16 protein-coding genes are annotated in these 13088 nt (G+C 29.5%); 15 read left to right on the forward strand and 1 reads right to left on the reverse strand.

Annotated elements, in window-relative coordinates; genetic code table 11:
- Positions 1–3 precede the first annotated feature (3 nt).
- The 4 genes from truA to KFV11_RS01310 all read left to right on the forward strand — a co-directional run bounded on the left by truA (position 4) and on the right by KFV11_RS01310 (position 2611).
- A complete protein-coding gene (truA, locus tag KFV11_RS01295) occupies positions 4–813 on the forward strand; it encodes a tRNA pseudouridine(38-40) synthase TruA (RefSeq protein ID WP_254250112.1) in 810 nt (269 codons plus the stop codon).
- Between the two features lie 148 nt (positions 814–961).
- Positions 962–1399: a 50S ribosomal protein L13 gene (gene rplM / locus KFV11_RS01300; RefSeq protein WP_149459097.1), complete on the forward strand. Its 438-nt coding sequence runs from the start codon at positions 962–964 to the stop codon at positions 1397–1399.
- Between the two features lie 19 nt (positions 1400–1418).
- Complete coding sequence (gene rpsI / locus KFV11_RS01305) at positions 1419–1811, forward strand: 30S ribosomal protein S9 (protein ID WP_246143134.1); 393 nt, start codon at positions 1419–1421, stop codon at positions 1809–1811.
- 284 nt (positions 1812–2095) lie between these two features.
- Positions 2096–2611 carry a GrpB family protein gene (locus tag KFV11_RS01310; RefSeq protein WP_254250113.1) on the forward strand — a complete coding sequence of 172 codons (516 nt, stop codon included), beginning with the start codon at positions 2096–2098 and terminating at the stop codon, positions 2609–2611.
- A 130-nt stretch (positions 2612–2741) separates the two neighbouring features.
- On the opposite strand, the gene KFV11_RS01315 is transcribed toward KFV11_RS01310, so the two are convergent.
- Entirely contained in the window at positions 2742–3515 is a 774-nt protein-coding gene (locus KFV11_RS01315; RefSeq protein WP_254250114.1) for a PHP domain-containing protein, read from the reverse strand.
- Between the two features lie 153 nt (positions 3516–3668).
- Between KFV11_RS01315 and KFV11_RS01320 the strand changes: the two genes are divergently transcribed.
- From KFV11_RS01320 to KFV11_RS01370, 11 genes are all read left to right on the forward strand, one after another.
- A complete protein-coding gene (locus tag KFV11_RS01320) occupies positions 3669–4229 on the forward strand; it encodes a nucleotidyltransferase family protein (protein ID WP_254250115.1) in 561 nt (186 codons plus the stop codon).
- A gap of 16 nt (positions 4230–4245) precedes the next feature.
- On the forward strand, positions 4246–5229 hold the full coding sequence (locus tag KFV11_RS01325) for a phosphotransferase (protein ID WP_254250116.1): 984 nt from the start codon (positions 4246–4248) through the stop codon (positions 5227–5229).
- Positions 5230–5367: 138 nt separating this feature from the next.
- On the forward strand, positions 5368–5823 hold the full coding sequence (locus tag KFV11_RS01330; RefSeq protein ID WP_254250117.1) for a GNAT family N-acetyltransferase: 456 nt from the start codon (positions 5368–5370) through the stop codon (positions 5821–5823).
- A gap of 27 nt (positions 5824–5850) precedes the next feature.
- Complete coding sequence (locus tag KFV11_RS01335) at positions 5851–6024, forward strand: VOC family protein (protein WP_254250118.1); 174 nt, start codon at positions 5851–5853, stop codon at positions 6022–6024.
- Positions 6025–6288: 264 nt separating this feature from the next.
- Positions 6289–7632, forward strand: coding sequence for an ApeA N-terminal domain 1-containing protein (locus KFV11_RS01340; protein WP_254250119.1), 1344 nt, complete (start codon positions 6289–6291; stop codon positions 7630–7632).
- A gap of 136 nt (positions 7633–7768) precedes the next feature.
- Positions 7769–7843 (forward strand): 30S ribosomal protein S9, encoded by a 75-nt coding sequence (gene rpsI, locus KFV11_RS01345; protein WP_367304778.1) that lies wholly within the window; start codon positions 7769–7771, stop codon positions 7841–7843.
- A 330-nt stretch (positions 7844–8173) separates the two neighbouring features.
- Positions 8174–9166, forward strand: a complete 993-nt coding sequence (locus KFV11_RS01350; protein WP_254250120.1) for an ArsR/SmtB family transcription factor — start codon at positions 8174–8176, stop codon at positions 9164–9166.
- Positions 9159–10343 (forward strand): MFS transporter, encoded by a 1185-nt coding sequence (locus KFV11_RS01355; protein WP_254250121.1) that lies wholly within the window; start codon positions 9159–9161, stop codon positions 10341–10343. Before KFV11_RS01350 ends, KFV11_RS01355 begins: the two co-directional genes overlap by 8 nt.
- Positions 10344–10648: 305 nt before the next feature.
- On the forward strand, positions 10649–11209 hold the full coding sequence (locus tag KFV11_RS01360) for a nucleotidyltransferase family protein (RefSeq protein ID WP_254250122.1): 561 nt from the start codon (positions 10649–10651) through the stop codon (positions 11207–11209).
- A 63-nt stretch (positions 11210–11272) separates the two neighbouring features.
- Entirely contained in the window at positions 11273–11728 is a 456-nt protein-coding gene (locus tag KFV11_RS01365; RefSeq protein ID WP_254250123.1) for a VOC family protein, read from the forward strand.
- 87 nt (positions 11729–11815) lie between these two features.
- A complete protein-coding gene (locus KFV11_RS01370; RefSeq protein WP_254250124.1) occupies positions 11816–13072 on the forward strand; it encodes a neutral/alkaline non-lysosomal ceramidase N-terminal domain-containing protein in 1257 nt (418 codons plus the stop codon).
- Positions 13073–13088: the final 16 nt, after the last annotated feature.

Here is a 13088-nt window from a genome sequence, read left to right on the forward strand (position 1 = left end):
ATGATGCGTATACTATTACAAATCACATATAACGGTGCAGGCTTTCAAGGATTCCAGATCCAGAACGAAGGCCGCACCGTCCAGTATGAACTGGAGCGTATATTGAAGCGGATGCACAAAACATTCGTCCGGATCCACCCGTCATCCCGGACGGATAAAGGCGTCCATGCGTTATGCCAGTACGTCCACTTTGACACACCGCTCAAGCTGACGCCCGCTAAATGGCAGCATGCGTTCAACTCAGCACTGCCGGATGACATCTACGTCACAGCCGTCAGAGAGATACAAGAGAGCTATCACTCGCGCTACGACTGCATCGGTAAGGCATACCGCTACAAGGTGTATCAGGGCGCACACAGAGACGTCATGAAGAATGGCCGGGAGACGTATATACCAGACGAACTGGATCTTAAACGGATGCAGGAAGCGGCACAGCACTTCCTTGGGACACACGACTTCACGTCATTCTGCTCGGCGAAGACAGAGATCGAGAACAAAGAGCGCACCATCTACTCATTCAATGTAGAAAAGACAAGAGACGGCTATGACTTCCACGTCATCGGCTCAGGCTTCCTCTACAACATGGTCAGAATTATGGTGCAGCACTTAATGGACATCGGACAAGGCAGGAAAGATGGACAAGACATCCCGGGCGTCATCCAGGCGCGCAACCGGGAGAAGGCAGGGAAGACCGCGCCCGCTGAAGGATTATATCTTGAAAAGATCTATTTGACTGAAGAAGAACTGCGGGCTGACCTGCCGGACGGCACAGAGATTATCAGCAAGAGAAAGAGAGAAAGAATTACACAATAATCATTGACAACTCACCCCAGAGTGTTATAAGATAGACAACGGTATTGTTTAATATCAACCACTACAATAAGCCCCGGAAACTTATTGTGTTACAGATATATAGACAGGAAATCAGAGGGAATTTTTTTTATTTTAGGAGGAAATCGAAATGCGTCAAACATTCATGGCTAACGAATCAAACATCGAACGCAAATGGTACGTTGTTGATGCAGAAGGACAAACTTTAGGTCGTCTTTCTTCAGAAGTAGCATCTATCTTACGCGGTAAAAACAAACCAACATTCACACCACACGTTGACTGTGGCGATCACGTCATCATCATCAATGCTGAGAAAATCTACCTTTCAGGTAACAAACCAGCAGACAAAGTCTACTACCGTCACTCATTACACCCAGGTGGTCTGAAATCAATCACTGCTGGTGAATTACGTGAGAAAAACCCAGTACGTTTATTAGAAACATCTATTAAAGGGATGTTACCAAAAGGTTCTTTAGGCGACAAAATGGGCAAAAAATTGCACGTTTATGCTGGACCAGAACACAAAAATCAAGCACAACAACCTGTAAACTACGAGTTACGTGGTTAATTAAGAGGAGGACATTACATTGGCACAAGTTGAATACCAAGGCACAGGCCGTCGTAAACATTCAGTAGCACGTGTACGTTTAGTACCGGGCGAAGGTAACATCACTATCAACAAACGTGACGTACGTGATTACCTACCATTTGAATCATTAATCTTAGACTTAAACCAACCATTCGATCTGACTGAAACTAAAGGCAACTACGACGTTTTAGTAAACGTTCAAGGTGGCGGTTTCACAGGACAAGCACAAGCAATCCGTCACGGCATCGCGCGTGCGTTGCTTGAAGCAGACCCAGAATACCGTGGTGCGTTAAAACGCGCGGGCATGTTAACTCGTGACCCACGTATGAAAGAACGTAAAAAACCAGGTCTTAAAGGCGCTCGTCGTTCACCACAGTTCTCAAAACGTTAATCTATCAACGATTACAAACACTCTTTGGATTATTCCAAAGAGTGTTTTTTTGCATTTTTATTGATATATTCAATTACCTTTTAGTTACCCCTAGGGGAACTATTTACTTGAAAACTGTTTAAAAATCAATTACACGCAGCTGTATGAAACAATATGAAATGACCTGGTTTTTCTCTGGGATTCATACATTATTAAACCTAACAATAATATTTGCTAGTATCATATTCTCCTGATATAATTATGAAAGTTTGTGTACTTAATAAATGAAAAGGGGGATGTTATTTATGAAAGTTAGATTAACTAATTATGATGAAAATTGGATAAAATCGTATGTAGATGAGTGTAAAGTAATGAGAGAAATCTTTGGAGATGAAATTATTCAATTTGAGCATTTTGGAAGTACATCAGTACCAGGTATGAAAGCAAAACCTGTGATTGATATGATGGTATTAGTTAAAGACATTGATCAGATAAATCAGTTTAATTCTAAACTAGAGATGCTAGGTTATGACGTAGCAGGTGAATGGGGAATTACAGGTAGGAGATTACTCCGTAAAGGTGGAGATAACAGAACACACCATATTCATATATATCAATTTGATCATCCTGAAATATACCGTCACCTAGTAGTAAGAGATTATTTATTAGAACATCCAGAAGAAGTTAAGTCGTACAGTGGGTTTAAAGAGATATTGGCTAGTAAATATGATGAAACAAGAGAATACAGTAAAGCTAAAAAAGATTTTGTTTCTAAACTTGAACAAAGAGCGATAGAATATTTTAGTAATGAAATGATATAGATGAAAATATTTATAAAATTAAAATCTAAGAATATAGTAGATAACAATTCATTTATGAACTACCAAGCAAATATTAAAATCACTTCTCGAATAATAATAGAGAAGTGATTTGCTATATATAACGTTAAATTTATATATATTTTATTATTTTTTCACCTTGTTTGAACTCTACTATATGATTTACATTGTATGATTTTAATAATTGGATAGCATTTTCAAAGCAATAGAACATATCTTCATGTTTATGTGCATCAGATCCTAGCGTAAAATCTTTTCCACCCATAGCAATATAGTGATCTATAACAAATTCATATATAAATAAATTGTCGTATTTATACATGCTTTTTGTATTAAGTTCAAGTGCGATATTCTTAGAAATTATATTAGATAATATTTTAATAATCTGTACTTTATAATCATTCAATTTTTCTGAGGAGATATTATGAATTCTAAATCCATAGTCAATATGTGCTAGAATAGTTGCACAATCAACATCTTTAACAGCATCTATTAATAAATTTAGATACTCGTCAATAGGATCGTTTGATATTGTCGAAATATCAAGATCCATAAAATCGAATTTATTATTGTGATGGACACTTAAGATAATAGAGTCATAATTATATGATGATAAATGCTTTTTAATATCTGAAATTCTCTCCTTAACATATCCAACTTCAATACCAATTAATAGTTCGGTATTATAAATTACTTTAGCTTCTTTCTGATATCTTTTTAATTTTTCTAAATCGGGTATATCATCTTCCTTATTTGAAATAGGATTATTTAAATCAAAATGATCCGTAAAAATTATCTGATTAACATTGTTATTTAAATAATTTGTATATGGTTCTTTGCAGTCAAATGATGCGTCACAATGCATATGTTGATCTATTAATTTCATATTTTCCTCCAAGTTATAAAAGTAGATATTTCTAATGTTAACCTCATTATAATAAATATAGAACTTTAGATATATTATTATGGTAAACTAATAATAAAAGTTAACTGAAAATTCTTTATAATAGAAATGATATCATTTTAAGGTGTTGAGAACGTGATTATAAAGTCAAAGGAAGAATTGATAAATATTATTGAGACTGACAAAGACATGATAGAAATCTTAAAGACTGTTTCATTACTTAATCTATCAGATTGGTGGATTAGTGCTGGTTTTATAAGAAATAAAATATGGGATGTTCTTCATGACTATAATATAAAGACTGAATATAACGATGTAGATGTTATTTACTATGATGTATCAGACATTCAAGAAAGTATTGAGAAGAAGTACGAAAAAGCGTTGAATAGATTAAATTCAGAGATACCTTGGTCAGTTAAAAATCAAGCAAGAATGCATTTAAGAAATGGGACTGATCCTTATGATTCATCTGTAGATGCTGTAAATCAATACCCTGAATGTCCAACAGCTATTTGTATAAAGTTAGTTAATAATAAAGTGGTTATTCATTATAATTACAATTTTGAAGAATTATTTAATGGAATCGTCAGACCAACGCCATACTTTGATAATGAAGAGAGAAAAGCTATATGTTTAAAAAGAATCGAAGAAAAAGATTGGTACTCAAAGTGGCCGAAGTTAGAAATTTATAAATAACAATATGAGGTGACAAGTGGATAAGAATTTAGCTTTAAAAGTACTATCATTTATGAATGTTAGTGAAATAATTATTACACCACGTGAAATATCAGGTGGTCTTCTTCACAAAATGTACAAAGTAGAAACTGATCAAGGAATATATGCAGTAAAGCAATTGAATGAAGAAATCATCTCACGACCTAAAGCGCCTAATAATTATATTCTCTCCGAAAAATTTGCTTGTTTTTCAAAAGAAAGTGGTATTGATGCTATCTCTGCAAAATATAATAATGATTTGCCTTGGACAATTGTTGATAACAAATATTATATGGTATTTGACTGGGTTGAAGCTCATTCCCTTGGTCAAGAAGAAATTGAAGATAACAATTTAATAACTATTTCTAAATTACTATCAAAGTTACACCATTTAAATTATCAAAGTGATTTAGTTCAAAGAGAATATAACACAATGGACTATCAAGAATTTGATCAGATAATTAATAAAGTATCAGTTAATGGTGTTGCATGGGGTATAGAGAGAAATATTCTAAAAGAAAATATTAAAGTATGGATTGATTTATATAATCACTCAATGAGCTACCTAAGTGATATACAAATCATAAGTCATAGAGACCTTGATTCAAAAAATGTATTGTGGAAAAAAAGATTACCGCACATTATCGACTGGGAATCAACAGGATATATTAATCCAGCCATTGAGTTAATAGATGTTGCGACTAACTGGAGTAGAGATGGCAAGGGTAATATAAATAAGGAAAAATTTAATTTAGTGATAAATAGTTATAGAGAAAGTCATGCTATTAATGATGATTTAACGAAAGCTATGTATGGAAATTTAGGTGGTATGCTTGGATGGTTGCTTTATAACATGAAAAGAACATGTGATATTGATAATAATGATGATGAAAAAGAAATAGGTTATCTTCAGGTAGTTGGAACCTATAATCAAATACAAAAATATATTGAAGAAATTCCTTACTTGTTAGATAGAATTTAAAGATAAACGTCTTTTAATAAAGTATAAAGAAAATCCATCAATTTCATTAACAATATTTTTGTTAGAGATATAATTAAGAAAACATTTTGGAAGTAGTATTTGAAAATAATAATCTAAATAATTTAAGGGGACTGAGTAATGAAAATTAGAGAATTTAAAATTGATGATTTAGAACAAGTTAGTGGTTTATTAAACAATTATAGAATTTTTTATGGAAAAGAATCAGATATAGAGTCTTGTACCAAGTTTATTAAGGACCGATATGTTGGTAATGAATCAAAGATATTTGTAGCAGATAATGGAGAAGAATTAGTTGGATTTGTACAAATATATCCAATATTTTCAACTGTAAGTCTGCAAAGAGCATATATATTAAATGATTTATATGTAAGTTCAAACAGCAGGACAGGTGGGATTGGGAGACAGCTTATTGAAAAAACTTTTGAATATGCACGAAAAAATAATGCACGTTATGTAACGTTAGAGACAGGTATTGATAATACTAAGGCACAGTCGTTATATAAAAAGATGGATATGAAGAATGATGATTCTGTTTTACATTTTTCAAGAACGTTTGATATTAACGAAATTTAAAGTGTAAAAGCTGCTTGGAGGTAATGCATGAAATTTAATACTTTAATCCCTGAATTAGAAGTTTTAAATATAGAGGCTTCTAAAAACTTTTATATAGAAGTATTAGGTTTTAAATTAGAATATGAAAGGAAAGAAGATAAATTTGTTTTCTTGTCCAAAGATGGCAGCCAATTGATGCTTGAAGAAACTGTAAATGTCTGATTCATACCCCTTTGGTAGAGGTATGAATCAGACATTTACAGTTAACGATATTGAACTTCTTTATAAAAAATTACAAAGTGAAGATTACCCAATATACAAAACATTGACTACTAGGAAGTTTCGCGTTAACGATCAATATACTACACCAAAGGAATTGGCAGTTAAAGATTTAGATGGTTACCTTTTAAGATTTAGCGAGAACTAAATAAAATAGTGTAAATTAATTTGTTTAAAATTGAAATTAAAATAATGAGGAACTAAATAGTGAAAATAAAAAAAAATTTAATAAATGATTGTTTTGAAGTTTTCGGATATTGGTCATTAGATAAGAATATGACTGAAAAGCATAGTGGTATATTAATTAAAAATGATGAAGATATAACTTTAAAGCTTTTTACAGAGAGTTTAGAATGGAACCATGATAAAATCGATTTTATTTATGGATATGTAGAAAGTGGAGAGGTTATTAGCTTAAGAAAACTAATAGAGGTTAAAGGGGTTGGATTAAGAAATATATCAACATTTACTTTCTTGGTTCAAGAAATGTATATTGGAAGTTTTATTGATAATGAAACAAAATTTAAATCAATAACTTTTGGATTTGATTTTTTAAATAATTGGATTAATAAAGGAATTAAACTAACTTCAAGAATACAAGAAGAAGAATTTAATAACTATCCCAAAGATAAATATATTATTTCTGATAATATTGCATTATCAGATGGTTTAATTGGTAATGAGAAAGTAAGAAGAAATTCTTATATGGTAAATATAAACAAAAATTTAAAATTATCGTTTAATAATTCGATTGATCTGGAAGAAACTTTATATAGCTTCTTTAAAATTAACCTTTTCTTAAATATTCTGCTTAATAAATCTATAGTTTTTAATTATATAAAATTAAAAACAAACAATGATGAAACTATCTACAGGATTTTTAATCAAGAAAAAGATAAGAACTTTCATGACAATCTAAATGTTCCATTTTATGAAAAAGTAAAAGATACTTTAGAGTTGAGTTTGCAGTGCTGGTTTGAAAGCTTTCCATTATTCTATACTTTGACATCTGAATTAATAAAGCCAAATTTTTATAGATATGATGTGAAAGCTTTTCATGTAGAAAAAATCAGAAGTTTTGAGATATATCATAGAGAATTTCTTGAAAAGAAAACTGAACAAGAGTCTAACCTAGATCTTGAAGAAGACAAAAAGATACTAGAAGAAGTAATATGTAATAGAATAAAGAATGTTGAATACTTCATGAAACGTATTAACTATGAGGAAGGAATATATAGTTTTAGAAAAAGATTAGAGTTAACATTTAAAAACTTACCAGAATTATACAAGCAACAACTTAGTAATCATGTAAATAAAACTAAAGGAAGGAAAAAAAGTCTATCAGATAATATTAGCTCGTTTTCCAACAAGTTGGTAAAAGATAGAAATGATTTTATCCATAATAATGTTATTGATGAAAAAAATATTCTAAATCATGATAAATATTTATTTGAAGAAGCTAAATTACTTCAAAGATTTTTAAGGTATTTCGTATTAAAAGAATTAGGTTTTAAGGATGAGATCTTATTAAGAAATGATTATTATTATTAAAATAACCACCGGCCAGCAGTTTATTTAGTTACCCTTTAGTTACCCCTGAGTGATATTTGATGCAATTCTATGCAATCGAAAAAAATCAGAAACCCTTTAATATCAAGGCTTAAGACAGTCTATACAACTGTACGAAATCCTAAAGTTTTTTGAACGTAAGAAACCAGGTCTTAAAGGCGCTCGTCGTTCACCACAGTTCTCAAAACGTTAATATCGTTGTTATATCAACGTTTACAGCACTCTTTGGATTATTCCGAAGAGTGCTTTTTTGTATTTTTATAGAGGTATTTAGTTACCATATAGTTACCCTTAAAGGAACTAATTTCTTTCAATTCTGCTAAAATTCAATGATATGAAACTGTGTGAAACCATATGAAATTACCAGGTTTTTCTCTGGCATTCATACATAAGTAATCATTTTATTCACCCTGAATTAAATATTATGTAATTGTAAAAGATTACTTGAATTATTTCATTACTTTCTTTATAATCATTTCAAATAATTAGAAATTAATTCTAAATATTTCGAATGGAGGCCAATATGAGATTAATTATTGATGAAAATTACGAAGTACAAGAGAAGTTTGTATATGAAGAACGTCCATTACAACAAGGAGTGCTATTTCTCGGAGCTATAACTTATAAAGAATTGATAGATAAATTTGATTTTCAAGAAGTATATAAAAATACTATAAATAATTTATCGAAAAATGAGGGAGAAATATTTAATGAAATATCCGAAATGAATACTTGGAAAATGTTGCAATCATTAAGTAATCACTATTATTTAGATGGAGATATATGTATATCATTTGAAAATTATATATCTAAACTATCAGCAGAAAGATTCTTATTAAATATATTTCCTTTTAGTCCACGTATTTCTGAAAAAGAAATTTTAGAATCATTTAATGATATGGAAATTCGAGATAAAATAACTGAAATTTTTAAAAGGCATGTTTATTATAAATCAATAATTGAATTAATCTATTGCAAAACCGTTAATGAACTTAAAAAATTACTCATCAATCATTACAAGTTTTCATTGAAATTACATGATACTAGAAATAATGAATACAAGAAAAAGATAATAGATAGAAAGCAATTAATAGATCAAGAATTACTAGAGTTAATTGAGAAGTATGAAAAGACAAATAAAGAAATTGTACTTATTAGTCAGAATGCATATCAACCTTATATATTAATTGCTGAAGACAAAGATAGAATATATCTTTATATAATGCCTTTAGATAGTCGATTAAATATTCCGAATGAAAAAATGGTTGAGGGTTTGAAATCTATTTCAGATACTATTAAGTTACAGATTATTAAATACATTAAAAATGGTGAAAATACTTTAAATAGATTAAATCAAATTTTGCCTAATAGTAAATCAACAATACACCATCATATACATCAAATGAAAAGCACAAATTTAATAACACAAAGGGATAATAATTATTTTGTAAATGATGAAGAAATAGATAAATTATTCAAATCTGTACATTCTTTTTTAGGTACTAAGTATGATTAGAAGTCACATAAACTTTTTAAACCTATGGATAGGTCTATCTGTTTCTGAGTTGGCAGGATCATTACTTACTTTTGCACTTTCATTGATAATGTTTAAGAGTACTAGTTTAACAGGGAGTATTGGAACGATGTGGTTATTCTATTTTATTCCTTCGATCATTATACAATTAGTAATTGGTTCTTATCTGGATAGGTACTCAAAGAAACTAATACTGATATTTATACAATTAATCAAAGCGACAGTATTAGCTGTGTTCATAGTGCTATTTTATTATCTCAATGAGCTTTATCTTATATATATTTTTCAAATCATTTTAGGATGTCTAACTCCAATATTTACACCAGTAAGTCAAGCTATACTACCTAATGTGTCTAATCAAAAAGATTTAGTTCAGTACAACAGCATACTTGATGCTACTTCTAAATTGATGGTTGCTTGTGGTCCAATAATTTCAGGAGTAATTATCAGTATTTCATCTTCAAATATATCAATTATTATTTCTATTTGTTTATTTTTTATAAGTGGAATTAGTTTATGTTTTATTAAAGAAATTAAAAATGAAATGATTAAGAAAGAAAAATGGATGAATCAATTAAAAGAAGGCTTTGCTTATTATTTTGATAGAAAAGAAATTGTAAAGTTTGGTAACTTAATATTTGCAGTTCAATTTAGTGTGGGTGTCATAACAGTTATTAATTTGCCTTATATATTAGACGTGTTGAATGGCGACATGAAAGACTATGGAATTTTTATGGCAAGTTTTCCTTTTGGGTATGTAATTGGAGCATCTATAGTGAAAGTTTTTAGCAAATTTAAAGATATAAATGTGATGATATATTCATTGTTGATAGCTAGCACAACATTTATGTTTTTAGGTTTTAATCGCTATATTTTGTTAGCATATGTAATTGAATTTATTAGCGGTATCGCTTTGGCAATATTTAATTCTTATAATACAACTATGGTTCAAAAGAATATTGATCAAAAATATTCTGCAAGGATATTTACACTTCGTTTAGCAATAATTAGAACTGCAATACCGATAGGGGTAGGCTTTGCAACTTTGTTTAGCGAATTATTATCAATAAGAGGTCTTTATATAATTAACACCATAGTTATTGGATTATTTATAATGGTTTTTATTATGACCTATGACAACAAAAAACGTATTAAATAATTTGTATTTAGAGATTTAAATATGGTAATTTATTACTAAACCTTCTAATAAAAACAACAATCAAACACTAATATAATAAATATATTGATGAAAACTTTTATATTCATGCTAAAGTGCTTCTCGAATAAATTCGTGAAGTGCTTTTTATATGCTTTTTACCAAATTAGTATCTCTTCTATAACTATCGTTTGCAAATGCCTCATATAAATTTAGAACTTTCTATATATTATTATGGTACACTAATACTAAAAATTAACTGAAAATTCTTTATAATAGAAATGATATCATTTTAAGGTGTTGAGAACATGATAATTAAGTCCAAAGAAGAATTGATAAATATTATTGAGACTGACAAAGACATGATGGAAATCTTAAAGACTGTTTCATTACTTGATTTACCAGATTGGTGGATTAGTGCTGGTTTTATAAGAAATAAAATATGGGATGTTCTTCATGACTATGATATAAAGACAAAATATAACGATGTAGATGTTATTTACTATGATGTATCAAATATTCAAGAAAGTACTGATAAGATGTATGAAAAAGAGTTGAATAGATTAAATTCAGAGATACCTTGGTCGGTTAAAAATCAAGCAAGAATGCATTTAAGAAATGGCACTGATCCTTATGATTCATCTGTAGATGCCGTAAATCAATATCCAGAATGTCCGACAGCTATTTGTATAAAATTAGTAGATAATAAAGTTGTTATTCATTATCATTACGATTTTGATGAATTATTTAATGGTATCGTCAGACCAACGCCATACTTTGATAATAAAGAAAAAATAGGCATATATTTAAAAAGAATCAAAGAGAAAGATTGGATTTCAAAATGGACGAAGTTAGATATTATTAGCTGAAAAGGTAATTGAATAAAGCGCTATTTTATTAAATTGAAGTTATGTGAATGGAGGAACTATTTTATGATTAAAGGTTTATTTGAAGCTCATCTACCTGTTAGTAATTTATCGAACTCTATAAAATTTTATGAAAGTTTAGGATTAATATTAGAAAATCATATTCCAAATAAGGTAGCGTTTATGTGGATTGAGAAAGATGTGAGCTGGTTAGGACTATGGGAATGTGAAAGTGTCAATTTAGATTATCATCCATCTATTCGACATGTTGCATTTAATGTTGATTTAGAAGATTTAAAAAGAGCAAAACAATGGTTGAATGAAAAAGGAATTGAAACGAGAGGTGCTTTTGGATTTAGTGGAGAAGAACCCTTTGTACTACCTCATTTAAATAGTGCTTATGCTAAAATTCATTTTTATGATTTAGACGGCAATAGCTTAGAGTTTCAATCACAAATTTCAAACCCTGAACAATGTCTTGATGCTATGTACTTATCAGAATGGGAAGAGCGATTTTATTAGTTATATTTAGTAATAATAAGAATCAGCAATTATTCAGTAATGAATCTGGGAAATATATAAAGAATAAAAGTAAAGGAGGCGTTTAATATGACTATTGGATCAGTTCAAAAAATAAATATCAATCCACCATTAGGAATTGAATTTATAGGATACCATAGAGATAAACCGATTTCTGAAATATTACATGATATTTATGCTATTTCTTATTACATTAAAAGTAGTCAAAAAGAGATGCTATTTATAAGCATAGATAATGTGGGTTTATTAAAAGAATTTAGCGATGAAATAAGAAATAGAATTTCTGAAGCGACTAACATAGAAATTGGAAACATTATACTAAATTTTAGCCATACTCACTCTGGTCCAGCTACTGCTGATGGTAAAGAAATTACCATTAAGTATAATAAAGAACTTGTAAATAAATTAGTGGATATTTCTATAAAATGTATTGAAACTGCTCAACCTATCGAAATTTCATGGAATCTAGATGAAATAGAAGTTTCAGATAACAGAAGAGAAATCGTAAATGGAATAGCAACAATGGGAATAAGGAAAGATGTTAGGGTAGATAATAGAATTGCATATTTAAGTATTAGAAGCAAATCTGACAAAAAAAATTTAGGATTACTGATATTTATGTCTTCTCATCCCAACATATTAAAAAGTGATAGCTTTGTACTTTCGAACGATTACATTAGTGTGGTAAGAGAAAAACTTTCAAATGAATCAGCCAATATAGCAATTGTACAATTAGGAACAGGAAACTTGAATCCGAAATGGCGTGGTAGTGTAAACGACTTGAATACTATTGCTGATAAAGTTGAAAGATCATTTAGAACCCAAGAATTTATATATGAGGATATAGAATCATTTGAAATTTATTATAAAAAGTATGATATAAATTTAATGAAAATTTCAGATATGGATAAATTAAATGAAAGAGCTAAGTATGCAAGTGAAGTTTGGGAACTGAATACTGAAAAATGGAAAGATGCTATGATTAGTAGAATGAATGAAACCTTGTCTTTAGAATTTGAAATTAGTGGTTTTAAATTAAACAATGGAATATTTATGGGTATCCCGTTTGAACCATTTTATGAAATGTCACTAGAAATCAAGAATTTATTAGGAAATGATTTGATACTTTTTGGTGGTTATACTAATGGATATTATGGCTATTTACCATATGAAACAGAATATCAATTTAGCGGGTACGAAGTAGATATCAATCCAGTAGTATATGGGCCACTGACGGGCCTGTGGATGCCTGTAACTATTGAAGAATCGAAAAATGTTGCTGATAATGTGATAAAAATTATTAAGAATAATGGAGTAAATTATTAAATATTAAAGTATAAAT

The organism is Macrococcus equipercicus (assembly GCF_024205945.1).
GTDB classification, from domain to species: domain Bacteria; phylum Bacillota; class Bacilli; order Staphylococcales; family Staphylococcaceae; genus Macrococcus; species Macrococcus equipercicus.